We start from the raw sequence: 23315 nt of genomic DNA, 5'->3' as shown, positions 1-23315 counted from the left end.
AGGAAGTCACTTGACGGCGCCGATGGTCAGGCCACCGCGCCAGTACCGCTGCAACATCAGGAAGGCGATGATCAGGGGCACGATGGCCACCAGGGACCCGGCCACGATCACGTTGAACAGCGCCGCGCCGCCGTTGCCGATGGTCGCGGACATGTACCAGGTCCGCAGGCCGACGGTGAGCGGGAAGAGCTGGTTGTCGCTGAGCATCACCAGCGGCAGGAAGAAGTTGTTCCAGGACGCGACCATGGTGAACAGCAGCACCGTGACCAGGGCGGGGCGCATCGCGGGCAGCGCAACGCTGCGGAAGACCCGGAACTCGCCGGCACCGTCGATCCGGGCCGCCTCGAGCATCTCGTCGGGCACCGAGTCGTGCGTGTAGACCCGTAGCAGGTAGACGCCGAACGGGTTCAGCAGCGACGGCAGGATCACCGCCCAGATCGAGTCGACCAGGTCCAGCTGCGACATCAGCAGGTAGGTCGGCAGCACCAGGGCCGTGGCCGGCACCATGATCAGGCCGAGGAGCAGCCCGAAGAGCGCGGTCCGGCCGGGAAAGCGCAGCTTGGCGAACGCGTATCCGGCGAGCGCGGACACGAGCGTCGCACCGACACCGCTCACCACCGCGTACAGCGCGGAGTTGCGCAGCCAGGTGAGGTAGATGCCGTCCTCCTGGCTGAACACCAGCTTGAGGTTGTCGATCAGGTGGACGTCGGCGAACCACAGCGGGTTCGAGCCGAACAGGCCGTCGTTGTCCTTGGTCGCGGCGACGAGCAGCCACCAGAACGGCAGCAGAAAGTAGATGGCCATCAGGCCCATCAGCAGGTGGGCGGCGACGCTGCCGGTCCTGGATTCCCGTGTCGTGGAGGTCATCGCAGCGCGCTCCGCTTCCTGGTGGCGAAGAGGAAGATGTACGACCCGACGAAGACCACCGCGCCGAGCAGGAACGAGATCGCGGCCGAGTAGTTGTACTGCTGGAACGCGAAGGCCTGGTTGTAGGCGTACAGGTTCGGCGTGTAGTGGGCGGTGATCGCACCCGGGTTGAGCGGCTGCAGGATCAGCGGTTCGGTGAAGAACTGCAGGGTGCCCATGATGGTGAACAGCGTCGCCAGCACGAGCGCCGAGGCGATCATCGGCGTCTTGATCCGCAGGGCGATCTGCACACCACCGGCGCCGTCGATCTTCGCGGACTCGTAGACCTCCCGGGGCACGCCCTGCAGGGCGGCGTACAGGACGATCATGTTGTATCCGGCCCACTGCCAGGTGACGATGTTGCCGAGCGAGCTCAGCACCATGCTGCTGGAGAGGAAGTCGACGCCGAGGCCGCGGAACGGGCCGGTGTTCTCGCTGTAGAGGAAGCCCCACATCAGCGTGCCGATCACGACCGGCACCGCGTACGGGACGAAGGCGGCCAGCCGGAAGGCGCGGGAGAAGCGGGACGTCGCGTTGTCGATCAGCAGCGCCGCCAGCAGCGCGATCCCGATCATCACCGGCGTCTGTACCAGCCCGAACACCAGCACCCGGACGACACCCTCGCGGACCAGCGGGTCGTTGAACGCCTGCTGGTAGTTGTCCAGGAAGGCGAAGACCTCACCCTCGATGAGGGTGGACCGGTAGAGGCTGAGCTTGAACGAGTAGCCCAGCGGCAGCAGCAGGAACGCGACGAGCAGCACCACGAACGGCAGGACGAAGAGCCATCCGATCGCGGCCTGCCGGGCGTTCGCCAGCCGCCGGCCGCCGGCTGCGGGAGCCGGCGATGGGGGCGGGGGCCCCGCGGCCGCCGGAGCGGCGGCCGCGGAGGAGGAACGGACCTCGGTCATTACTGAACCTTGAAGCCCTGCTGCGTGGCGTACGTGGAGATGTTCTGCTGCATCGTGTCCAGCGCCGCCGTCCAGGAGGTCTTCTTCTCCACGGCCTGGCCGAGCACCGTGGTCAGCTGGTTGAAGTTGTAGTTGTTGAACGGGCTCCAGGCGAACTCGGTGATCCCGTTGTACGCCGGGACGAAGACCTCGTTGACCTTCTGGCCGCCGAAGAACTCGTATTCCTTCTTCGTGAACGCGTCCGACTCGAGGATCGGGGTGGCGGTCGGGAAGAGGTACGCCTTGTCGATGCCGATCTTCCAGGCCTCGGTGTTCTTCGCGCCGAAGATCTCCATGGCCACCTTGGCGGCGATGTCCGGGTACTTGGCCTGGTCGGTCACCGCGAACGACGAGCCGCCCCAGTCACCCTGCGCGTTGCCACCGGCGGTCCACTGCGGCAGCGGCGCGGCCTTCCACTTGCCGGCCGTCGCCTTGGCGATGCTCTGCAGGTAACCCGGGCCCCAGCCGGCGGCCAGGTAGGTCGCGTACTTGCCGGAGCCGAGACCGTTGTAGAAGTCGGTGGTGCCGTACGCCTTGGTGTCGACGAGACCGCCGTTGACCATGCCCTCCCAGTACGTCATGACCTGCTTGGCCTCGGCACTGTTGACGTTCACGCCGACGTTCGCCGGGTTGCTCACGTCGTACGTGTAGGGCTTGGCCCCGGCCTGCCACATCAGACCGGTCATGAACCCACCGTCGTTCGCACCGAAGTCGGTGATGAAGTTCTTGCCGCCGGAGGCCGCCTTCAGCTTCTCGGCCTGCTGCTTGTACTCGTCCCAGGTCTTCGGCACGGTCAGGCTGTACTGCTTGAAGATGTCCTCGCGGTAGAGCATCGCCATGGGACCGGCGTCGACCGGGATGGCGTAGACCGAGTCACCGGCGCTGACCTGCTTCCAGGCCCAGTCGACGTAGTCGCCCTTGACGTCGTTGGCACCGTGCTTGCCGAGGTCGACGAGATGCTTGGTGAGCTGGAAGGTGGGGATCTCCTGGAACTCGAGCATCGCCACGTCGGGCGCGCCCTTGCCGGCCTTGAGCGCGGTCTGGAGCTTGGTGTACTGGTCCTGGCCGGCGCCGGCGTTCGTCCACTCGATCTTGATGTCGGAGTGGGTCTTGTTGAACAGGTCGACGACACCCTGGAACTCCGGGTACCACGCCCAGAGCTTGATGGTGACCGGGCCGGTGGGCTTCTCGGCGGGCTCGTCGCCGGAGTCGCTGCTACAGGCCACCAGCGTCACCGCGGTGAAAGCAGCGACCGCCGTCACGACTGATCGCCGGAGGCCTCGCTTTAGACTAAAGTTCCTGACGTTCACTGGGTCCTCACAGGGTTAAGCGCTCGAGTATCCGGTTTATGTCGGGTATGGCCGGCCTGCGGTGCTGGCACACCAAGGGCCGGCCGTCACGCTCACAAAATCGTGTCCCACCTGCGTGTATAGCCGCACGCCGACGGGTGTTGCTACGATTTTGCAGCGCTGCAAAGACAGCATGCACGGACGTCCAATCGACGGCAAGGGGTAACCTGCCGGAAACTTGGCGCTCGCGGGAAGCCGCAAAGGGGGGCACATTGCGTCGGGAGGTCACTCTGCGTGACGTGGCGGAGCTGGCTGGAGTTTCCAGCCGTACCGTCTCCAACGTGGTGAACGGCTACGCCAACGTCACCGAGCGGACCAGGGTCCGCGTCCAGCGTGCGGTCGAGGAACTGGGCTACCGGCCCAACGTGCTCGCCCGCAACCTGGCACAGGGACGATCCGGGCAGATCGCGCTGGTGGTTCCGTACCTGGACACGCCCTATTTCTCGGAGCTGTTGCAGAGCGTCATCCGCGCCGCGCGCGTCAGCGGCTACAACGTGCTGATCGACCAGACCGACGGCGACCCGGAGCACGAGCGCGCTTTCATCGCGCACGGCTCACGCCGGCTGCTGTTCGACGGCGTCATCTTCAGCCCGCTCGGCCTCGACCAGCAGGCCCTCACCGACCGCGACACCTCGCTGCCGCTCGTCATCCTCGGCGAACGCGCCAGCGACGGCTCCTTCGACCACATCGGCATCGACGACGTGGCGGCCTCCCGCCTGGCCACCGAACACCTGCTCGACCTCGGCCGCCAGCGGGTGGCAGCGATCGGCGACCAGCCCTACGCCACCGGCGAGGCGGCACAGCGGCGCACCCGCGGCTTCCGGCAGGCACACGAGGCGCGCGGCCTGGCCGTCCGGGAAGACCTCATCATCGGTACGCCGCGGTTCAACCGCATCGACGGCGCTCAGGCGATGGCGCACCTGCTCGATCTGGAGAACCCGCCGGACGCCGTCTTCTGCTACAGCGACCTGGTCGCGCTCGGCGCCATCCACACGATCGTCTCCCGCGGCCTGCGGGTGCCGGAGGACGTCGCGGTGATCGGTTACGACGACATCGAGGACGGCCGGTTCTCCAACCCCACGGTCACGACCATCTCCCCGGACAAGGAGATGATCGCGACCACCGCCGTGGAGCGCCTGCTGCTGCGCATCCGCAGCTCGACGCCCCCACCCGGCCTGGAGCTGCGCGCCCCATATCAGCTGATTGCGCGGGAAAGCACTATTGGAAGAGCTTTGCCGCAGTGATCACCGTTTGGACGATGCCGTAGCCGAGCATCAGGGTGACCAGGGCCCAGGACAGAACCAACCGCATCATGCCGCCACCTCCTCCTCCTTCTCGGCGGGCTCGTGATAGCGCTCGGGCACGGCCCGGATCATCAGGTTCGCGACGAAACCGACGGCCAGGACGCCGACCATGGTGAACAGCGCCGGCCGGTAGGCGTCCGCGGTCAGCGTGCCCGGTTTGCCCTGCGCGTCGAGGAAACCGTTGATGATGAGCGGACCGGCCACCCCGGCGGCGGACCAGGCGGTCAGCAACCGGCCGTGGATCGCACCCACCTGATAGGTGCCGAACAGGTCACGCAGGTAGGCCGGCACGGTCGCGAAGCCGCCGCCGTAGAACGACAGGATCAGGCCGGCCAGCAGCACGAACAGGGCGGTTGCGGTCTGGCCGACGAGAGCCAGCAGCGCGTACAGGATCATGCCGCCACCGAGGTAGAGCATGTAGATCGGCTTGCGTCCGATCAGGTCGGAGGTGGACGACCAGGCGAACCGGCCGCCCATGTTGAACAGCGACAGTACGCCGACGAAGCCGGCCGCCGCGGCCACCGCGACGCTCGAGGTCCCGTTCTCCCGGAAGAAGTCCTGGATCATCGGGCTGGCCTGCTCGAGGATGCCGATCCCGGCGGTGACGTTGCAGAACAGCACGATCCAGAGCAGCCAGAACGCGCGCGTCCGGATGGCGCTGGAGGCTGACACGTTCGCCGTGGTCACCAGCGGCTTGGCCTTCACCGACGCGGGGTCCCAGCCGTCCGGCTGCCAGCCCTCACGCGGCACCCTGATGTTCACCACGCCGAACATCATGATGACGAAGTAGCTGACGCCCAGGGTCACGAACAGGAAGGTCAGCGCGCTTCCGCTCGCGACCGAGGTGGCCACGTTCGGGTCGTAGCCACTGTCGTAGAACGACATCAGCTGCCGGGACAGCGGGCCGGCGACCAGCGCTCCCCCGCCGAACCCCATGATGGCCAGGCCGGTGGCGAGGCCGGGCCGGTCCGGGAACCATTTGATCAGGGTGGAGACCGGTGAGATGTAGCCGATGCCCAGGCCGATCCCGCCGAGAACGCCGTACCCGAGGTAGAGCAGCCAGAGCTGGCTCGTCGCGATGCCGAGGGCGGCGACCAGGAAGCCGGACGCCCAGAAGCAGGCCGAGACGAACATGGCTTTGCGTGGCCCGTTCGCCTCCACCCAGGTGCCACCGACGGCGGCGGAGAGGCCGAGCATGACGATCGCGATGCTGAAGACCACTCCGATCGCGGTCTGGCTGGCGTCGAAGTGCTGGACCAGGGAGTTCTTGTAGACACTTGTGGCGTACGCCTGGCCGATGCACAGGTGCACAGATAGCGCGGCGGGCGGGATGAGCCATCGGCTGTATCCCGCCGGTGCGACCGTGTGTTCACGGTCGAGGGCGGAGAGCAGGGCCATTGTGCGGCCATACCCATCGGTTGATCTAGATAAACCTATTCCTCCGGCGCGGCCAGGCCGGCCTTCTCGTCGCGGTCCGCCCACTCCAGCAGGGTCTCCAGGGAGAACGCCCGGTCGTCGATGGTGGCGTGCAGGTCACCGAGTTCGGCGAAACGGGCCGGCACGGTCCGGATGGTGAAGTCGCGCGGGTCGACGTCGGGGATCTCGTCCCAGTTCACCGGGGTGGAGACGGTCGCCGTGGGCACGCCGCGCACCGAGTAGGCGCTGGCGATCGTGTGGTCGCGGGCGTTCTGGTTGTAGTCGATGAACAGCGAGCTCGGGTCGCGGTCCCGGCGCCACCAGGTGGTGGTGACGTCGTCGGGTGCGCGCCGCTCCACCTCGCGGGCGAAGGCGAGCGCGGCACGCCGTACGTCAGAAAAGCCCCACGCCGGCTCGATCCGCACGTAGATGTGCAGGCCCTTGCCGCCGGAGGTCTTCGGGAAGCCGGTCATGCCCAGCTCGCCGAGGACCTCGTGGGCGACGCCCGCCACTCGCCGGACGGTGTCGAACGGGCAGTCGGGCATCGGGTCCAGGTCGATCCGCCACTCGTCGGGTTTCTCGGTGTCGGCGCGGCGCGAGTTCCACGGGTGGAACTCCACCGTGGACATCTGCACCGCCCAGATCACGTCGGCGGGCTTGGTCACGCAGAGCTCGTCGGCGTGTCTGTTGTACCGCGGGAACGTGACCCGGACCGTCTCCAGCCAGGGCGGTGCGCCGTTCGGCACCCGTTTCTGGTGCACCTTCTCCCCGGCCAGGCCGTCCGGGAAGCGGTGCAGCATGCAGGGCCGTTCGCGCAGCGCACGGACGATCCCGTCGCTCACCGCCAAGTAGTACTCGACCAGGTCGAGCTTGGTGGCGCCGAGCTCCGGGAAGTAGATCCGGTCCGGGTTGGAGACCCGGACGTCGTGATCGCCGACTTCGATGACGGTGGCTTTACCGGCCATGGTCAGAACCTATCCCAGCCAGGCGTCGTCCATGTCCCTTAGCAGGGTGTCGCCCGAATCGAGCAGATCCAGCATCGGGCCGATCCGGGGCAGCTCGTGGGTGACGAAGTACCGGGCGGCGAGCCGCTTACCGTCGTAGAAGTCGCCCTCCTTGCCCGCCGCGGCGTTCAGCTGCTCCAGCCAGATCCAGGCGATCACCAGGTGGCCGGCGGCGTCCAGGTACGCGGTGGCGTTGGCCAGGGCGGCCGACGGGTCGCCGGAGGCCCAGAGCTTTCCCGTGGTGGCGGCCAGCCGGTCGCAGGCGGCCAGCACCGGACCGCCGAGGTCGGCCGGCGCCTCGGCGGCGGTGGCCCGGATCCGGTCGAGCAACAGGGCCAGACCGGCGCCACCCTTCATGGTGACCTTGCGGCCGAGCAGGTCGAGGGCCTGGATGCCGTCGGTGCCCTCGTGGATCGAGTTGAGCCGGTTGTCGCGGTAGAACTGCTCGACCGGGTACTCGCGGGTGTAGCCGTACCCGCCGTGCACCTGGATGGCGTGGTCGTCGGCGAGCCGGCACCACTGCGCCGGCCAGGCCTTGACGATCGGGGTGAGCACGTCCAGCAGCAGGTCGTTCTCCTCGGACCGCTCGTCGAGCAGCTTCGCAGCGAAGAGCACCAGGGCCAGACCACCTTCGACGTACGCCTTGGAGGCGAGCAGCATCCGGCGTACATCAGGGTGTTCGACGATGGCGACAGGCGGAGCCGACGGGTCCTTGTCAGCGAGGGGACGGCCCTGTGCCCGCTCGCGGGCGTAGGCGAGGGCGTGCAGGTAACCGGTGTAACCGAGGGCGACCGCGCCGGCGCCGACACCGATCCGCGCCTCGTTCATCATGTGGAACATGTACGCCAGCCCGCGCCCCTCCTCCCCGACCAGGTAACCGGTCGCGTCGTCGAACGCCAGCACCGCGTTGGTCGTACCCCGATAGCCCATCTTGTGGTTGAGACCGGCCAGGCTGACACCGTTGCGCTCGCCGACCGTCCCGTCCGGGTGCACGTGCCGCTTGGGGACGATGAACAGCGACAGCCCTTTGACCCCGGCCGGTGCGCCCGCCACCCGGGCCAGCACCAGGTGCACGATGTTCTCGCTCAGCTCGTGGTCGCCGCCGGAGATCCACATCTTGCTGCCGCTGACCCGGTAACTCCCGTCGCCCGCCGGGACGGCCCTGGTGAGCACGTCGCTCAGCGCGGAACCGGCCTGCGGCTCGGAGAGGCACATGGTGCCGGTGAACCGGCCCTCGATCATCGGCTCGACATACGTCCTGATCTGCTCCTCGGTGCCGTGCGCCAGCAGCAGGTGCGCGTTTCCCGAGGTGAGCATCGCGTACGCGGAGGTGGCGGTGTTGGCGGCCTGGAACCACAGGAAGCAGGCCCGGCCGACCACGAGCGGGAGCTGCGACCCGCCGTACTTCTCGTCCAGGGTCGCGGCGAGCAGCCCGGACTCGGCGAAGACCCGCAGCGCCCGGGACACCTCCGGGATGATCTCCACGCGCTCGCCGTCGAAGGTCGGCTCGTGGAGGTCGTTCTTGCGGTTGTGCGGGGCGAAATCACGTTCGGCGATCTGCTGGGAGACGTCGAGGAACGCGTCGAACGTCTCCCGGGAGTGCTCGGCGAACCGCTCGCGCCCGGTCAGCGACTCGACGTCGAGCCATTCGTAGAGCAGGAACGCGAGATCACGCCGGGAGAGCACCTTGGACACCGCGGTCACCACCGTTTCTGGGAGGACTAACTCACTGCACTCAGTGTGCACTAAGTTTAGGCCTCCGCGCGGTGCCTGCCGACCCAGCTCATGTCGATCCCGGTGCCACGGCTGCCGCCGGTGTGCTTTATCGCATACATGGCGTGGTCCGCGGCGCGCAGGGCGGCGTCCGGGTCCTCGGCCGCGGGGGCCACGTGCACGCCGATACTCGCGCCGATCAGAATTTCCTGCCCACCGATGCGGAACGGCAGCTCCAGAACGTACCGCAGGCGGCCGCTCATGCTCTCCGCGTCCTCGGGGGTCACGCCGGGCATCAGCATCACGAACTCGTCGCCGCCGACCCGGGACAGCACGTCGCCGGAGCGGACGCAGGCGCTGAGCCGGTCGGCCACCTGCCGGAGCAGCTCGTCACCCACCTCGTGGCCGAACGCGTCGTTCACCGGCTTGAACCCGTCCAGGTCGACGAAGAGCACCGCCACCGGGGCGTTGCGCAGCGTCGAGCCGAGCGCGTCCTGCATCCGCCGCCGGTTCGGCAGGCCGGTCAGCGGGTCGTGCTGGGCCTCGTGCTCCAGCCGCTCCTGGAAGGCCCGGTTCTCCGAGACGTCCCGGGCGTTGATCACCAGGCCGGCCAGTGCCGGGTTGTGCATCTGGTTGGAGGCGGTGAAATCGAACCACCGGTAGTCGCCATCGGCGGAGCGGACCCGGCACTGCAGCCGGATCACGCCGGACGGGTCGGAGAGCAGCACGGTGAAGCGTTCCCTCATCTCCGGCTGGTCCTCGGGGTGCACCACGTCGAAGACGCTGTGCCCGGCGAGCGCGCCGGTCTTGAAACCGAGCACACTGTGCGCACTCGGGCTGCTGAACACGATCCGGCCGCGGCCGTCGAGCACCGAGACCAGGTCCGGGGCGTGCTGGAAGAGGGCCTGGAAGCGCTCGTCGGCGCGGCGCCGGGTGACCTGGGTGCGGTAACCGAGCACCGAGATGCCTGCCACACCGATCAGCAGCATGGCGAGCAGCGTCAGGTTGAGGGTCTGGCTGCGGTCGTGCACCACACCGTCGAACGACGACTTGGTCTGCGTACGGACGTACGACCAGCCGCTTGGCAGCCCGCCGTACACGATCGCGATCATGGGGGTCTTGCCGGACGTGTACTCGACGAAGTGCACACCGCTCTGGCTCAGCGTGGGCTTGACCGCCGGGTCGACGTCCGTGCCGATCATCGCGGCCTCGCTGGCGGCGCCGACCGTACCGGTGCTGTCCACGACGGTGGTCCGGTGCGCCTCGGAGTAGAGCCGGGCGAGGTAGCTCTGCAACGACGTCTTGGCGACCTGGTTGAGGCCGATCAGAACACCGGCCGGCGACCCGTTCACCATGATCGGTACGGCCACCGCGGTCACGGCGACACCCTCCACGACCATCACGTCGGAGAAGCCCGGCTTGCCCGCGGCGAGCAGGGCCCGCATCGGTGCCCAGGCCGGGTCGTCCGCCTTCGGCAGTCCGGCCTGCCGGCTCGAGGTCAGGATCCTGCCGCTCATGTCAGCGGTCAGCATCCCGTACTGGAACGTGGCGCTCTTCGCGGCGGCTACCTCGAGCATGGCCCGATCCTTCTCGGAGCCGGCGGCGAGGTTCAGGGCGTGCTCGGCCAGGATCTCGGCGAGCTCAGCCGCCGAGTTCAACTGCAACTGCCCCGTCAGGGTGCCGTTGTTGGTGCCGAGCGCACTGCTGTCCGATCGGTGCACCGCATCCGCGGCACGTAGTGCCGACCGGTTCACCAGGAACCCGACGACCCCGGCGGCGGCCAGCAACAACACGCTGACCACCACGGCAATCCAGTTGCGCAACCGCATCGTAATCCTCCTCACCGCATGTCATCGGCAGCCGGAGGCCTCGCTGAAACAAAAGGACTTAGGGGACCGCACTGAGATGAACCGGGGGTTCGGCCGAGCAAAACCCCGGGAAAAGGGGGCGGCGCACCACGCCATCGAACCCCGATGATGGAGGAGCAGTTCGCGGGTCCGACGTCGATGAACGGAGAGCCGCATGCGCAGACAGGTGGTGGCGTCGCCGCCGGGATGGCTCGCGCCGCTCCGCGCCAGGGTTCCGGCGCCGCGGCGATCCCTCGAACAGTCCTCCCCCGCCGAGCAGTCCCCCGGTACCGAGACCCCACCGTCAGTGCTTCCCCCGGCGGTCATCGGCCGTCCGCGAATCATCAGGTCGCCGTTCAGCATCACCGGCGCGGCCTTCGCCGCGCTCTTCTACTGCCTCTCCTTCACCCCGTCGCTGCTGCCGCGCGCCTGGTTCCTCCAGGGCGTGGTCGCCGGCATCACCGCCGCGATGGGATATGCGCTGGGCACCGGGATCGGAGCGCTGATCCGGCTGCGCCGCCCGTTCGGCGACCGGACCGTCCGGGTCGCCTGGCGGATTCTGATCGCCGTCGTGCCCCTGCTGGTGGTGGTCTTCCTCTGGCTCGGCAGCCGGTGGCAGCGCGAGGTGCGCGTGCGCCTGAGCATGGAACCGGCCCAGGAGTACGACGTCGCCCGTACCGTCGGCGCCAGCCTGCTCACCTTCGGGCTGCTGCTGCTGATCGCCCGCACGCTGCTGCTCGCCACGTATGCGTGCGCCTGGCTGTTCCGCCGGATCGTCTCGGACCGCGCCGCCTACTGCGCGGGAACCGTGGTGGTGGCCCTACTCACCTACGGCGCCTTGGACAGCCTGCTGGTCGCGCAGATCTTCACGATGGCCGACCGGTCCGCGGCAGTGATCAACAACGGGACCGGCAACGGTGTCCTCGTTCCCACCTCCGTCCTGCGGTCCGGCGGCCCGCAGTCCCTGGTCGCCTGGGACTCGCTGGGCCGGCAGGGCCGCTCGTTCGTGGCCGGCGCACCGAGCCGGGAGGAGCTGAGCGCCTTCGCCGGGCGCCCGGCCGCCGAGCCCATCCGGCTGTACGCGGGTCTCACCTCGGCGACCACGCTGACCGACCGGGCCGCGCTCGTGGTCCGGGAGATGGACCGGACCGGAGCGTTCGACCGCGCGGTGATCGCCGTGATCACCCCCACCGGTACCGGCTGGGTGGACGCCAAGGTGACCAGGTCCCTGGAGTACATGTACGCCGGCGACACCGCCCTGATCTCCATGCAGTACTCCTACCTGCCCAGCTGGGCGGCGTTCCTCGGCGACCGGTCCGAGGTGGTCGGCGCGGCCGACGCACTGATCACCGCGGTACAGCAGCGGTGGGCGGCCATGCCCGAGCGGTCGCGGCCCAAGCTGCTGCTCTTCGGCGAGAGCCTGGGTACGTACGGGCTGGAGAAGGTCTTCGGCACCGCGGACCGGATGGTGACCGGCTCGGACGGGGTGCTGATGCTCGGGCCGACCTTCGCCAACCCGATCCACCGCGAGCTCACCGACGCGCGCGCCGAGGGCAGCCCGGTCTGGGCACCGCACTATCCGGCACTGCCCGTGGCGTTCGCGGAGAACGCCGCCTCCCTGCGGGACCCGGGCGGCACCCGGCCGAAGGCGGTCTACCTGCAGAACGCGACCGATCCGATCGTCTGGTGGAGCTGGGACCTGCTCTGGAAGAAACCGTCGTGGCTGATCGGCGAGCGCGGGCCGGACGTGACACCCGACATGCACTGGTACCCGGGCATCACGTTCTGGCAGACCACCTGTGACCTGGTCTTCGCCAACCAGGTTCCGACCGGGCACGGGCACGTCTACAAGTCGGAGACGGCGGACGGCTGGGCGGCGATCGCCCCGCCGCCGGGCTGGACCGCCTTCGACACCCAGCGTCTGCGTGCCCTGCTGGACGGCTGATCAGAAGCCGGTTCCGGTGGCGACGTCCACCGGAACCGCGGGGACGGTGTCGACACCGCGGACGGCCGTCCGGTTGGCGAGGTTGAGGCTGGGTGCCGGCGCCGGGACACCGTCGGTGGTGAGGACCCCCACCTGGGTGCCGTCCGGCAGGACGATCCAGCCGCCCTTGATCTCCGCGTTGCGCAGGCGGGCGGCCGCGCGGTAGAGCCCGGACGGTGCGGTGACCCGCGGCAGGGTGAAGCCGACCCTCCGCTCGCCGTGGCTGACCGTACCGGTGATCTTCTGCCGGTCGAGGGTGCCGGTGAGCGAGGCACCGTCGCGGCCGGTGAGCGACACCTGGTCACCGGTCACCGGGCCCTTCAGCCACGCCTCGATCTGGTTGCCGTCGCAGAGGTACGCGATCGCGCGGCCGTCCCGCACGGCCAGCGAGAGCGTCCCGGCGTCCTCGGGCAGGTGGGCGGCGTAGGTGGCTCGGACGGGGGCGGCAGCGGCGACCTTCTGCCGCTCCACGGTCGGCCCGGGGCCGGCCGAGGCCTCCGGGGCCGAGCCGAATGCGACGGCTGCGGACGGTGCGGCGCCCGGCGAGCCGGAGTCATCGCCGGCTCCCGGCCAGGCGACGAATCCGATCAGCACGGCCGCCGCGGCGACACCCGCCGCGCCGGCGATCAGAGCGGTCCGCCGCCGGTCCGGGCCGTTCCGCGTCTGCGGGCTTTCCGGGGGCGGCCAGGCGGGTGACGGCTCGATCGGCATGGCGGCCGAGACCACGGCCGCCCGGATCCGGGCGGCCACGTTGCCCGCCGACGGGCGTTCCCAGGGGTGCGTCGCGAGGCAGTCCCGGACCAGATCGCGGACCTGGTGTGGAACCCGCTGGAGGCCGGAGCGGCCGGGCTCGGGCCGGGTGCCGGAGGTCATCTCGGCGAGCATCAGGCCGAAGGCGTACACGTCGGCGGCGGTTGTCGGCGGGTCACCGGCCGCCAGTTCCGGCGCCGCGTAGGCGGAGCTGTCCGGCTCGTCCGGCAACGCGGCCATCCCGAAGTCACAGACCTTCACCCGCAGCGGGTAGGCGCCGCCGACGAGCAGCACGTTCTCCGGCTTCAGGTCGAGGTGGACGAGTCCCCTGGCGTGCGCGGCGGTCAGCACGTCGGCCACCTGCACCGCGACCACGGCGGCGTCGTCGAGCGGCAGCGTCCCGCCCTCGCCCGCCATGAAGGCGCGCAGGCTCGGGCCGTCGACGAAGTCCACGATCAGCGCCACCTGGTCGTACTCGACGACCAGGTCGTGCATCCGGACGATCCCGTCGTGCGGCAGGTGCTGCAGGGACCCGCCGATCCGGGTGAGCAGCTCGCGGACCCGGGCGTTGCGGGCCAGGTCCGGCCGCAGGAGCTTGGCGGCGATGGGTGGGGCGCCGGGCACGGTCGCCCGGCGGACGAGCGTGCACGCGCCCCGCCCGATCTCCTCCCACAACTGGTAGCGGCCGATCCGATCGCCGTCGCTCATCGACCGCTCCTCCCGAAGTCCCAGCCTTAATCCTGTATCGCCGGATAAAGCCTGATAGCCGGGTATTCGACGGAACCTGTCCGAGTGACCCCACCTCTTTCGGGTGAACCCGCCCGATCACCCGGCGGCCGCTCCGTTAAGGGTCAGGGAGGGTTGATGCGCACGACCGGCCAGGACAGCACCAGCGACGAGTTCCTGATCCGCCGGCTCTACACCGAGCACGGCGGGGCACTGCTCGCGTTCGCGACCCGGCTGATGGGTGATCGCGCCCTCGGGGAGGACGTCGTGCAGGAGACGCTGATCCGCGCGTGGCGCAATCCGGGCGCGCTCACCGACGACAAGGGATCGGTACGGGGTTACCTTTTCACCATCACCCGCAACGTCGCCATCGACCGCCACCGGGCCCGCCGCGCCCGTCCCGCCGAGGTGGCCGAGACGATCAGCAGCACGCCCATGGAGCGCGACCACGCCGACTCGGTGATCGACTCGATGGTGCTGCTCGGCGCGATGGCGTCGCTCTCCTCGGAGCACCGTGACGTGCTGCGGTCGCTCTACCTCGAGGGCCGCAGCGTCGACGAGACCGCCGCCGAGCTGGGAGTACCCACCGGCACCGTCAAATCCCGCTGCTTCTACGCGCTCCGGCGATTACGGGAGGTCATCAGCGAGCCGACACCGGCGGGGCCGTGGATGGTCGTGGCGAGGGGAACGGGATGAGCGAACACGACAGTGAACTGCTCGGGGCGTACCTTCTCGGTGTCCTCGACCAGAGTAAGCAGGACACCGTGCGCGACCACCTCGGGGGTTGCGCGGGCTGCCGCGGCGAGATCGACGCCCTGCGCGAGATGGAGGCCGCCCTGGGCGGCATTCCACCGGAGGCCCTGATCGAAGGCCCGCCCACCGACGGTGAGCTGCTACTTCAAAGAACAATTCGTCAGGTACGCGGTGAGCGCACCAAAGTTCGCCGGCAGCGGCGCACCGTTCAGGCGGCCGCCGCGGTGGTGACCGGAGCGGCGGTGCTGGGCGGCGGCATGCTCGGCGGAAGCGCCCTGGTCGACGACGTCGCGGCCCCTCAGCCCGCACCGACGGCCACGACGGCGCCCGGCACCCGGACCGCCACCGGAAGCGACTTCGCGACCGGGGCGACCATGGCCGTCGCCGTCCAGCCCGCCGACGGCTGGGTGCGGGTCCGGGCCACCGTCGGCGGTGTGAAAGCCGGCGAGCAGTGCCGGCTGCTCGTCGTCGCGAAGAACGGCACCCGGCGGGAGGCGGGCACCTGGCGGGTGTCGGCTCAGGCGGAGAAGGCCGGCACGACCATCGACGGTGCTGCGCTGATCGCGCCGCCGGACGTCGCCAAGGTGCAGGTCGAGACCCTCGGGGGTCAGAAGCTGATCGAGGTGGGCGTCTAGCTCTCCCGGGGCCGGCGCCTCAGCCAGGGCTGGAGGGCCTTGGTGATGCGCGGCAGGACGAGGTAGGTCATCACCGGGGTGAGCGCGAGGGTGCTGATCAGCGTGCGCAGCACCACGTTCAGGCCGGTCAGGTGCGGCATCAGCAGCACCGCGGCGACCAGGCTGACCGGGAAGAACCCGAGCCAGATGGTGACCGCCTGCTTCCAGCGCGGCGGCGCCGGCGGCGCTGCCGGTGCGGTGCCGGCGGGCTCGTCGGGCCGTTGCTCCCGCGGCGGGTCGAACCAGCCCTCGATGCCGGAACGCCGTTCCTCGCGGGTGTGCTCGACGAAACCCTCGGCCGAGGAGAGCCACCACTGGCGCTGCGACGACTCCTCCCAGTTGCGCAGGGACTCGGCGTCGGCGAAGCGGTAGAGCATGTGCCACTCGGAGGATCCCTCCTCGGGGCGGACCCAGCCGGTGCCCAGGAAACCGGGGAAGTCCTCGGCGAGCGACGTGCCCGCGCGGACCCAGGCAGCCATCTCCGCCGTCCGGCCGGGATCAGCGCGGCGCGTGATCGCGACGGTCACGGGGAGGGCGGCCAAGGTCTGCATGTCTCACATTGTGGTAACTCCAGGTTGCAGCTCCAAGACCCAGTGCCGTACCCCACACCGCCGTTGGCCGGTAAGTTACCTGGACTATGACGCTGCAACGAAAGTTGTCTATATCAGCACTCGCTCTCGTCATGGTCGCCGGCACCGGCTTCACCCCGGGCCGCGGGCCGTCCTGGCAGCTCAAGGACACCGGGGTGACCGCCGGTTTCCGCGGGCTCGCGCCGGTCAGCGCCAAGGTCGCCTGGGTCGCCGGCTCGGCCGGCACCGTGCTGCGCACCGTCGACGGCGGCCGGACCTGGGCCTCGGTCGGCCCGCCGGGGGCTGCCGCACTCCAGTTCCGGGACATCGAGGCCACCGACGCGCGGCACGCCACAGCCCTGACCATCGGGTACGGCGAAGAGTCCCGGATCTACGCGACCTCGGACGGCGGCCGCTCCTGGACCGAGACGTTCCGGAACGACGACCCGACCGCCTTCTACGACTGCCTGACCTTCTCCGACCGGCGGCACGGCCTGGCCCTGGCGGACCCGGTCGGCGGCAAGTTCCGGATCCTCGCCACCGACGACGGCGGGCGCTCCTGGCAGGTCCGGCCGACCACCGGGATGCCGGACGCCCTGCCCGGCGAGTTCGCCTTCGCGGCGAGCGGCACCTGCCTGGTGTCGGCCGGCCGGCACGCCTGGTTCGCCACCGGCGGCGACGCCACCGCGCGGGTCTTCCACTCCCGCGACGGCGGCCGGAACTGGACCGTGATCGACTCCCCGCTGCCCAGCGGCCCGACCAAGGGCATCTACTCGCTGGCCTTCCGCGACACACGGCACGGCCTCGCGGTCGGCGGCGACTACGACGCTCCGGCACCGGCACCGGACGGCTCAGCGGTCACCCGGGACGGCGGCCGCACCTGGACGATCTCCAAGCGCGTACCCGGCGAGTACCGCTCCGGCGCGGCGTGGACCGGCCGCGGGCACACGGCGCTGGCGGTCGGCCCGACCGGCAGCGACATCTCCTACGACGGGGGCGTCACCTGGCGGCGCTTCGACACCGGCAGCTTCGACGCCGTCGCCTGCGCCAACGGCGCCTGCTGGGCCTCCGGCACCGCCGGCCGGGTAGCCCGCCTCTCCTGGCACTGACCCGTCCACCTCACCCGACCCCGCCGTCCCCGCCGTCCCCGCGATCTTGTGGAGTTGCTCGGACACGGTCAACCCGCACTCCACAAGATCGCGCTCGGGGCGGCGGTCGGCCTCCGCCCCGGCCACCCCGCGGGCCTCCCCGCTGGCCTCCCCGCGGGCCTCCCCGCGGGCCTCCCCGCGGGCCTCCCCGCGGGCCTCCCCGCGGGCCTCCCCGCGATCTTGTGGAGTTGTCCGAACACGGTCAACCCGCACTCCACAAGATCGCGGCGGGGGTGGGCGGGTGGGGGGTCGCGTCAGCCGTTGAGGTAGGTGAGGACGGCCAGAACCCGGCGGTTGTCGTCGTCCGAGGGCGGCAGCGCCAACTTAGTAAAGATGCTGTTGATGTGCTTGCTCACCGCCTTCTCCCCGATGAACAACTTCCCGGCGATCGCCCCGTTCGACCGGCCCTCCGCCATCAACCCGATCACGTCCTGCTCCCGGGCCGTCAGCGCGGCCAGCGGCGACTGATTGCGCGCCAGCAGTTGCGAGACCACCTCCGGATCCATCACCGTGCCGCCACGGGCCACCCGCCGAACCGCGTCGACGAACTGCGCCACATGCGACACCCGGTCCTTCAGCAGGTACCCGACACCGCCGTTGCGGTCCGTCAGCAGCTCCCGGGCATAGAGCGGCTCCACGTGCTGGGACAGCACCAGCACCGGCAGGCCGGGCACCACCACCCGGGCCGAGATAGCCGCCTGGAGGCCCTCGTCGGTGAAGGTGGGCGGGAGCCGTACGTCCACCACCGCCACGTCCGGCCGATGCTCCACCAGTGCCGGCAGCAGCGACGGTCCGTTGTCGACGGCCGCCACCACCTGGAAGTCGTACGCCTCCAGCAGCCGGGTCAAACCGTCCCGGAGGAGGGCGAGGTCTTCGGCGAGGACAACGCGCACGGCAGCTCCATGGTCACGACAGTCGGTCCGCCCGGCGGGCTGGACAGGCTCATCGTGCCATCGAAGGCGGCGAGACGGCGTTCAATGCCTCGCAGCCCGGTGCCACCGGCCGGATCCGCCCCGCCGAGACCGTCGTCGCTGACCCGCATGACCAGGGTTTCTCCGCTGTGCCAGAGCTCCACCTGGGCCGCCTTGGCGAAGCTGTGGCGTGTCGCGTTGGCGAGCACCTCGGCGACCGCGAAGTAGGCCGCCGACTCGACCGGGGTGTCGAGCCGCCCGGGGATGGCCGCGCCCACGCTCGTCGGGATCGGCAGGGCCATCGCCAGCGCCCGGACCGCCCCTTCCAGTCCGCGTTCGGCGAGCACCGGCGGGTGGATGCCGCGGACCAGGTGCCGCAGTTCGACGAGTGCCGCCGAGCTGGTCTCCCGCGCTTCGGCGAGCAGCTTGCGGGCGCGTACCGGATCATCGGCGACCATCTCCTCGGCCAGGCCGATGGTCATGCCGAGCGAGACCAGCCGGGCCTGGGCGCCGTCGTGCAGGTCCCGTTCGATCCGGCGGAGCTCGGCGGCCTGGGCGTCGACGGTGTCGGCCCGGGTGACGGTGAGCTGGCTGACCCGCAGGAGCAGGTCCGCGTTGCGGGTCGGCCCGAGGAACAGCCGGGCGAAGTGCGCGTCCACCAGCCGCAGGTAGGGCGCCGCGGCGATACCGATGGCGAGGAAGAGCGCGCCCTGGGGCAGGGACAGGAAGCCCTCACCGAGGGTCTCGATCGGCCAGATCATGCCGTAGCCGTAGTTGCCCGTGCCGAGCCAGATCCAGAGCGGGAGCAGGACGATGCCCTCCACGCCGTAGAGCGGCACCGCCAGCGACAGCACGCCCAGCACCACGCCCGCCACCATGCCGGGGAGCAGCCAGGCCAGGTCACGCCACGTCGCCGGGTCGGTGATGATCCACCGGTACCGGCGGAGCGGGCCACCCTTGGCGGGCCGGGGCCGGTACGGCCGGGCCATCTCCACCCCGTAGGACGCGCCGAGCCGGCGGGCAACCTGCGCCCGCCACCGGATCGCCGCGGTGACCAGGGGCAGCAGCACGAGACCGATGCCGAGGACCGGGGTCAGCACGAGCGACACCACGAAGAGCACGAACAACGGGATGTTCACCAGGGAGAGGGCGATGGCGAGTATCCCGCCGGCCACGGCTCGGATGCCGTCCCGGATCCAGTCACGCGAGTCCATGACCTCATCCTGACCCCGGCGAGCCACTGTGTCGGTAGTGCCAGCCCTACTCCCGCGTAGGGGAGCTAACACTCCTGACCACCGGCCGAATTTGATGTTGCCTGTACATATGACGACAACAGCGGAGACCCGAACCGCCGGAAGCGACTTCGCCGAACTGAACCGCCGGATCAACGCGGCCGGCCTGCTACGGCGGCGGCCCGCCTACTACGCGCTGCGCCTCAGCCTGGTGAGCCTCGCCCTGATCGGCGGCTGGACCGCGTTCTTTCTGATCGGGGCCTCCTGGTGGACGCTGGCCGTGGCCGTGTTCCTGGCCGTGGTCTTCGCCCAGGTCGGGCTCGTGGCGCACGACCTCGCGCACCGGCAGGTGTTCCGGACCAACAAGCCCAGCGCCCGGGCCGGGCTGATCGCCGGCAACCTGGCGATCGGGATGTCCTACGGCTACTGGATGGACAAGCACACCAAGCATCACGCCAACCCGAACCATGACGATCTGGACCCGGACGTCGGCCCGGGTGCCCTGGTCTGGAGCACGGAGGCAGCGCGCGGCAAGGGCTTCCTCGCCAAGCACCAGGCCTGGTTCTTCTTCCCGCTGCTCACTCTTCTGGGGATGTCCCTGAAGAAGGACAGCGTGCGCGCGCTGAGGAACGGCACCGTCAAGCGGCGCGGCCTCGAGGCCGCGTTTCTGGGCACGCATTTTGTCGGGTACGCGGCCGCGCTGCTTCTTGTTCTGACACCGCTCCAGGCTCTGGCGTTCTTCGTCGTGCACCAGGCGCTGTTCGGCCTCTACCTCGGCATGACGTTCGCCCCGAACCACAAGGGCATGCCGCACCCGGACGGCACCGAGGACTTCCTGCGCAAGCAGGTGCTGACCTCACGGAACGTTCGCGGCGGGTGGTTCGTCGACACCGCGCTCGGCGGACTGAACTACCAGATCGAGCACCACCTGTTCCCGGCCATGCCGAGCCCGAACCTGCCCAAGGCCCAGCCGGTGGTGCAGCGCTACTGCGAGGAGATCGGTGTCGCGTACGAGATGACCAGTCTGACCGACTCGTACCGGCAGGCGCTGCGTCATCTGCACGAGGTCGGGGCGGAACTTCGGGAGGGCTAGACCGAGCTAAAGCACAAAACGGCTAAATTCGTGTTACCCAGCGAGCCCTGGGCGCCCGGACGGGATAGAGTCCCCCAACGCGAAACAGTGAGCCGTCCCCACGGCGGCTCACCCGGGGCGCCCATTCGGGGGAAGGCGTCCGTCCGGTGACGGTCGATGGTGACATCGATCCCACCGGGCGTATCCGCCGTTGACCTGCTCAAAGCAGTGCACCATCAGTGTTACCGCAGGTAATAGCTGAGGTGAACGGCGGGGTACTTATCGTTTTCCTAGGATTAAGGTTTAGAGTGCCGCGCGTGAAGGTGACCTTGCAGGAGATCCGGGAGCGGACCTACAAGCCGGTTGACGCGTGGTGGACCGTGCTTCTGGTCGACCCGCTGGCAGCCCGGCTGGTCCGCTTGGTAGCGCCCTACCGGTGGATCACGCCGAATGTTTTGACCCTTGTCGCGACGATATTCGGCACGGCCGCGGCGGTCTGCTTCGCCGTCGGTGACAGGTGGTACCTGGTTGCCGGAGCCCTGCTCTTCCACCTCAGCTTCGTCGTCGACTGCATGGACGGCAAGATCGCCCGGCTGAACGGGACGGGAACGATCTTCGGCCAGTGGCTGGACTTCGTCCTCGACCGGGTTCGGGTCTTCTTCATCGCCCTGGCGCTCTTCGGCGGGCAGTACGTGCAGACCGGCGAGGACGCGTACCTCTGGCTGATGTCGGTCGCCGTCTTCCTGGATCTGTTCCGCTACCTGAACAGCAGCCAGATGGCGAAGGTCCGCCGCGGTATGCGCGACCAGCTGCTGGCGCTGCGCCCACCGAGCGCTGTCGAGCCGGAGGCGGCCGCCGACGCCGCCGAGCCGTCCGACGAGATGGGCGACACCGGCCCCGTGAAGCCGGTCGCCAACCCCTCGCTCAAGCGCCGGGTGGGCGGTTACCTGCGCGAGCGGCGAATCCGTACGCACCTGTTCAGCGGCATCGAGTACGAGATGTTCGTCTTCATCGTCGCGCCGCTGACCGGCCTGATCTTCCCGATCACGATCCTCTCCGGTGCGGCGCTGCTCGCCTTCGAGTCGTTCCTGATCTACAAGCTGTACCGGGCCTGCAAGGCGCACCCCGCCAAGCTGGCGGCGGCCGAGAAGGAGTTCGAGGCGTACCAGGCGGAGACCCCGGCTGTCCCGGCCGCGCCTCTCACTCACGCCATCTGACACCACGCACGTCGAGAAGCGCCCCCGGCGGATTCGCCGGGGGCGCTTCTTCGTCCCGGCCCCGCGAACGCGTCACACGGCATCAGAACGTGTCACGCCGTCATCGGGACGCCACCGTGAGTCTGGTGGCGATCCGCGCCGTCGCCGCCCGAGGGACACCGGCTAAATTTGCCCGATGCCACGACGACGTCTGCTCTACCTGCTCGCCGTCGTCGCCATGCTGGGGCAGATGGCGTTCGCCATGGTCACCACGGCGATGCAGCAGTCGCCGACGATCGACGAGCCGGTCTACGTGGGCACCGCCGAGGTCTACCGGCAGCAGCACAGCCTGCGCTACAACCCGGAGCACCCGCCGCTCGGCAAGCTGATCATGGCAGCCGGTACGGCGTTCGCCGATCCCACGCTGGATCCCGCCTATCCCGGCAACCAGACCCGGCTGGGCCGCCACCTGCTCTACGAGAGCGGCAACAACCCGTTCCAGCTGATGTTCCTGGCCCGTTTGCCGATCATCCTGCTCACGTGCGTGTTCGGGCTGGTCGTGCTGGCCTTCGCCCGGGACCTCGCCGGCCCGGCGGGCGGCCTGATAGCCCTCGGCCTGTACGCGTTCTCCCCCGACGTGATCGCGCACGGCTCCCTGGCGACCCTGGACGTCCCGGCCGCCGGCATGCTGCTGACCGCCGTCTGGCTGATCTGGCGCGCCCGCGCACGACCACTGCTCCATCTGCCGCTGGCCGGGCTGGCTCTGGGCGCGGCACTATCCATTCGGATGAGCGTGCTTCCGGCCGTACCGCTGCTTGTTCTTCTTGCTGCCTGGGCCCTGTGGCATGCGCAACGTTCCCGCCCGGAGCAAGCCCTGCCGGTGCGGACTGCGCTGTTGCGCAGCGCCGGTGCCGCGATCGGTGTGGGGCTGATCGCCGTGGCCGTGGTGTGGCTCTCCTACCTGGCGGTGGATCCGCGGCTGCGGTGGACGACGCCGCCCGGCCTGCCGGAGATCCAGGGGCTGAAGGGCCTGGCGGTCGATCTGATGCCGTTCCCGCAGGCGTACCGCGACGGGATGCTCGTCCAGTTCAAGTTCGAGAACAAGCTGTACAACGGGTTCCTGTTCGGTGAGGCCTACAAGGGTTCGCCCTGGTACTACCTGCCGGCCGCGCTGCTGATCAAGACACCGCTCGCGATGATCGGGCTCTGGGTGGCCGGCGCGATCACGATGCTGGTGATCCCCCGGCTGCGGGCGGCGGCGGTCCACCTGCTGCCGATCTCGGCGCTCCTGACGCTCGTCGCGATGACCGGCAGCCGCAACTTCGGCACCCGGTACGTGATCTTCCTGCCGCTCTTCCTCGCGGTGGCGGCGGGGACCGTGGCGCTGATCCGCTTCCGGTACTCGCGGATCGTGGCCGCCGTCCTCGTCCTCACGGTGGCGGCCGGCTCGCTGCTGACCTTTCCCTATTACCTGCCCTATTCGAACATCGCGTTCGGCGGAACCTCCAACACGCACAACAACCTGCACGACGCCAACGTCGACTGGGGACAGGATCTGGCCAGGCTCGGGCAGCACCTGAAGACGCGCTATCCGGGTGAGCCGGTCTGGCTGGTCTACAAGGGCGCCGGCGTACCGGCGTATTACGGCATCGATGCCAAGGATCCCTACAAAGTGCCCGAGGATCAGGTACGCGGCCTGCTGGTCATCTCGGATTCCCGGGTGGCCCTCGCCAGTCTCCGGCTGAAACGGCTGATCGACTCCAGCACCAGGATCGACCAGGTCGGATACTCGATCTCCATCTATCGTCGTTGAC

Annotated in this window: 19 protein-coding genes; 8 read left to right on the top strand and 11 right to left on the bottom strand. The window is 69.4% G+C overall.

Annotated elements, in window-relative coordinates:
• Positions 1-6: 6 nt before the first annotated feature.
• The 3 genes from ACFQV6_RS01295 to ACFQV6_RS01285 are packed head-to-tail and all read right to left on the bottom strand — an operon-like array spanning position 7 to position 3115.
• Positions 7-867 (bottom strand): carbohydrate ABC transporter permease, encoded by an 861-nt coding sequence (locus ACFQV6_RS01295; protein WP_378025398.1) that lies wholly within the window; start codon positions 865-867, stop codon positions 7-9.
• Positions 864-1814, bottom strand: a complete 951-nt coding sequence (locus ACFQV6_RS01290) for a carbohydrate ABC transporter permease (RefSeq protein ID WP_378025397.1) — start codon at positions 1812-1814, stop codon at positions 864-866. The genes ACFQV6_RS01295 and ACFQV6_RS01290 overlap by 4 nt, the downstream gene beginning before the upstream one ends.
• On the bottom strand, positions 1814-3115 hold the full coding sequence (locus tag ACFQV6_RS01285; protein WP_378025396.1) for an ABC transporter substrate-binding protein: 1302 nt from the start codon (positions 3113-3115) through the stop codon (positions 1814-1816). The genes ACFQV6_RS01290 and ACFQV6_RS01285 overlap by 1 nt, the downstream gene beginning before the upstream one ends.
• Before the next feature lie 299 nt (positions 3116-3414).
• Between ACFQV6_RS01285 and ACFQV6_RS01280 the strand changes: the two genes are divergently transcribed.
• The gene (locus ACFQV6_RS01280) at positions 3415-4446 is read left to right on the top strand and encodes a LacI family DNA-binding transcriptional regulator (RefSeq protein WP_378025395.1); all 1032 of its coding nucleotides are present in this window, start codon (positions 3415-3417) and stop codon (positions 4444-4446) included.
• 66 nt (positions 4447-4512) lie between these two features.
• On the opposite strand, the gene ACFQV6_RS01275 is transcribed toward ACFQV6_RS01280, so the two are convergent.
• From ACFQV6_RS01275 to ACFQV6_RS01260, 4 genes are read right to left on the bottom strand one after another with little or no spacing between them, the layout of a single operon-like run.
• Positions 4513-5904, bottom strand: coding sequence for an OFA family MFS transporter (locus ACFQV6_RS01275; protein ID WP_378025394.1), 1392 nt, complete (start codon positions 5902-5904; stop codon positions 4513-4515).
• Between the two features lie 35 nt (positions 5905-5939).
• Positions 5940-6887 carry a non-homologous end-joining DNA ligase gene (gene ligD / locus ACFQV6_RS01270; protein ID WP_378025393.1) on the bottom strand — a complete coding sequence of 316 codons (948 nt, stop codon included), beginning with the start codon at positions 6885-6887 and terminating at the stop codon, positions 5940-5942.
• Between the two features lie 9 nt (positions 6888-6896).
• Positions 6897-8630 (bottom strand): acyl-CoA dehydrogenase, encoded by a 1734-nt coding sequence (locus ACFQV6_RS01265; protein ID WP_378025392.1) that lies wholly within the window; start codon positions 8628-8630, stop codon positions 6897-6899.
• Between the two features lie 47 nt (positions 8631-8677).
• Complete coding sequence (locus ACFQV6_RS01260) at positions 8678-10468, bottom strand: diguanylate cyclase domain-containing protein (RefSeq protein WP_378025391.1); 1791 nt, start codon at positions 10466-10468, stop codon at positions 8678-8680.
• Positions 10469-10661: 193 nt separating this feature from the next.
• On the opposite strand from ACFQV6_RS01260, the gene ACFQV6_RS01255 reads away from it, so the two are divergent.
• Positions 10662-12431, top strand: coding sequence for an alpha/beta hydrolase (locus ACFQV6_RS01255; protein WP_378025390.1), 1770 nt, complete (start codon positions 10662-10664; stop codon positions 12429-12431).
• On the opposite strand, the gene ACFQV6_RS01250 is transcribed toward ACFQV6_RS01255, so the two are convergent.
• The gene (locus ACFQV6_RS01250; RefSeq protein WP_378025389.1) at positions 12432-13928 is read right to left on the bottom strand and encodes a protein kinase; all 1497 of its coding nucleotides are present in this window, start codon (positions 13926-13928) and stop codon (positions 12432-12434) included.
• A gap of 156 nt (positions 13929-14084) precedes the next feature.
• Between ACFQV6_RS01250 and ACFQV6_RS01245 the strand changes: the two genes are divergently transcribed.
• Both ACFQV6_RS01245 and ACFQV6_RS01240 read left to right on the top strand, forming a co-directional pair.
• On the top strand, positions 14085-14642 hold the full coding sequence (locus ACFQV6_RS01245) for a sigma-70 family RNA polymerase sigma factor (protein ID WP_378025388.1): 558 nt from the start codon (positions 14085-14087) through the stop codon (positions 14640-14642).
• Positions 14639-15334 carry an anti-sigma factor family protein gene (locus ACFQV6_RS01240; protein ID WP_378025387.1) on the top strand — a complete coding sequence of 232 codons (696 nt, stop codon included), beginning with the start codon at positions 14639-14641 and terminating at the stop codon, positions 15332-15334. The genes ACFQV6_RS01245 and ACFQV6_RS01240 overlap by 4 nt, the downstream gene beginning before the upstream one ends.
• Here ACFQV6_RS01240 and ACFQV6_RS01235 read toward each other — a convergent pair.
• Positions 15331-15924 carry an antibiotic biosynthesis monooxygenase gene (locus tag ACFQV6_RS01235; RefSeq protein WP_378025386.1) on the bottom strand — a complete coding sequence of 198 codons (594 nt, stop codon included), beginning with the start codon at positions 15922-15924 and terminating at the stop codon, positions 15331-15333. The genes ACFQV6_RS01240 and ACFQV6_RS01235 overlap by 4 nt on opposite strands.
• Before the next feature lie 86 nt (positions 15925-16010).
• Here ACFQV6_RS01235 and ACFQV6_RS01230 point away from each other — a divergent pair, with 86 nt between their 5' ends.
• Positions 16011-17051, top strand: a complete 1041-nt coding sequence (locus ACFQV6_RS01230; protein ID WP_378025385.1) for a WD40/YVTN/BNR-like repeat-containing protein — start codon at positions 16011-16013, stop codon at positions 17049-17051.
• 293 nt (positions 17052-17344) lie between these two features.
• On the opposite strand, the gene ACFQV6_RS01225 is transcribed toward ACFQV6_RS01230, so the two are convergent.
• Both ACFQV6_RS01225 and ACFQV6_RS01220 read right to left on the bottom strand, forming a co-directional pair.
• Positions 17345-17983: a response regulator gene (locus tag ACFQV6_RS01225; RefSeq protein ID WP_378025384.1), complete on the bottom strand. Its 639-nt coding sequence runs from the start codon at positions 17981-17983 to the stop codon at positions 17345-17347.
• A complete protein-coding gene (locus tag ACFQV6_RS01220; protein ID WP_378025383.1) occupies positions 17935-19215 on the bottom strand; it encodes a sensor histidine kinase in 1281 nt (426 codons plus the stop codon). The genes ACFQV6_RS01225 and ACFQV6_RS01220 overlap by 49 nt, the downstream gene beginning before the upstream one ends.
• A 109-nt stretch (positions 19216-19324) precedes the next feature.
• Between ACFQV6_RS01220 and ACFQV6_RS01215 the strand changes: the two genes are divergently transcribed.
• The 3 genes from ACFQV6_RS01215 to ACFQV6_RS01205 all read left to right on the top strand — a co-directional run bounded on the left by ACFQV6_RS01215 (position 19325) and on the right by ACFQV6_RS01205 (position 23314).
• Positions 19325-20326, top strand: a complete 1002-nt coding sequence (locus tag ACFQV6_RS01215; protein WP_378025382.1) for a fatty acid desaturase family protein — start codon at positions 19325-19327, stop codon at positions 20324-20326.
• A 296-nt stretch (positions 20327-20622) separates the two neighbouring features.
• Positions 20623-21522 carry a CDP-alcohol phosphatidyltransferase family protein gene (locus ACFQV6_RS01210; RefSeq protein WP_378025381.1) on the top strand — a complete coding sequence of 300 codons (900 nt, stop codon included), beginning with the start codon at positions 20623-20625 and terminating at the stop codon, positions 21520-21522.
• A gap of 175 nt (positions 21523-21697) precedes the next feature.
• A complete protein-coding gene (locus ACFQV6_RS01205) occupies positions 21698-23314 on the top strand; it encodes an ArnT family glycosyltransferase (protein ID WP_378025380.1) in 1617 nt (538 codons plus the stop codon).
• The last annotated feature ends 1 nt before the right edge of the window (position 23315 follow it).

It is taken from the genome of Actinoplanes sp. GCM10030250 (assembly GCF_042666575.1).
Classification (GTDB): Bacteria; Actinomycetota; Actinomycetes; order Mycobacteriales; family Micromonosporaceae; genus Actinoplanes.
The sequence above is the reverse complement of the archived record's forward strand: the minus strand, read 5'-3'. Positions and strand labels throughout refer to the sequence as shown.

What these genes read in the sequence shown, in the direction of transcription:
- ACFQV6_RS01240 (WP_378025387.1), top strand. Translation starts at nt 14,639, where the DNA reads ATGAGCGAACACGACAGTGAACTGCTCGGGGCGTACCTTCTCGGTGTC.
- ACFQV6_RS01295 (WP_378025398.1), bottom strand. Translation starts at nt 867, where the DNA reads ATGACCTCCACGACACGGGAATCCAGGACCGGCAGCGTCGCCGCCCAC.
- ACFQV6_RS01290 (WP_378025397.1), bottom strand. Translation starts at nt 1,814, where the DNA reads ATGACCGAGGTCCGTTCCTCCTCCGCGGCCGCCGCTCCGGCGGCCGCG.
- ACFQV6_RS01250 (WP_378025389.1), bottom strand. Translation starts at nt 13,928, where the DNA reads ATGAGCGACGGCGATCGGATCGGCCGCTACCAGTTGTGGGAGGAGATC.
- ACFQV6_RS01215 (WP_378025382.1), top strand. Translation starts at nt 19,325, where the DNA reads ATGACGACAACAGCGGAGACCCGAACCGCCGGAAGCGACTTCGCCGAA.
- ACFQV6_RS01220 (WP_378025383.1), bottom strand. Translation starts at nt 19,215, where the DNA reads ATGGACTCGCGTGACTGGATCCGGGACGGCATCCGAGCCGTGGCCGGC.
- ACFQV6_RS01230 (WP_378025385.1), top strand. Translation starts at nt 16,011, where the DNA reads ATGACGCTGCAACGAAAGTTGTCTATATCAGCACTCGCTCTCGTCATG.
- ACFQV6_RS01205 (WP_378025380.1), top strand. Translation starts at nt 21,698, where the DNA reads ATGCCACGACGACGTCTGCTCTACCTGCTCGCCGTCGTCGCCATGCTG.
- ACFQV6_RS01260 (WP_378025391.1), bottom strand. Translation starts at nt 10,468, where the DNA reads ATGCGGTTGCGCAACTGGATTGCCGTGGTGGTCAGCGTGTTGTTGCTG.
- ligD (WP_378025393.1), bottom strand. Translation starts at nt 6,887, where the DNA reads ATGGCCGGTAAAGCCACCGTCATCGAAGTCGGCGATCACGACGTCCGG.
- ACFQV6_RS01235 (WP_378025386.1), bottom strand. Translation starts at nt 15,924, where the DNA reads ATGCAGACCTTGGCCGCCCTCCCCGTGACCGTCGCGATCACGCGCCGC.
- ACFQV6_RS01255 (WP_378025390.1), top strand. Translation starts at nt 10,662, where the DNA reads ATGCGCAGACAGGTGGTGGCGTCGCCGCCGGGATGGCTCGCGCCGCTC.
- ACFQV6_RS01245 (WP_378025388.1), top strand. Translation starts at nt 14,085, where the DNA reads ATGCGCACGACCGGCCAGGACAGCACCAGCGACGAGTTCCTGATCCGC.
- ACFQV6_RS01275 (WP_378025394.1), bottom strand. Translation starts at nt 5,904, where the DNA reads ATGGCCCTGCTCTCCGCCCTCGACCGTGAACACACGGTCGCACCGGCG.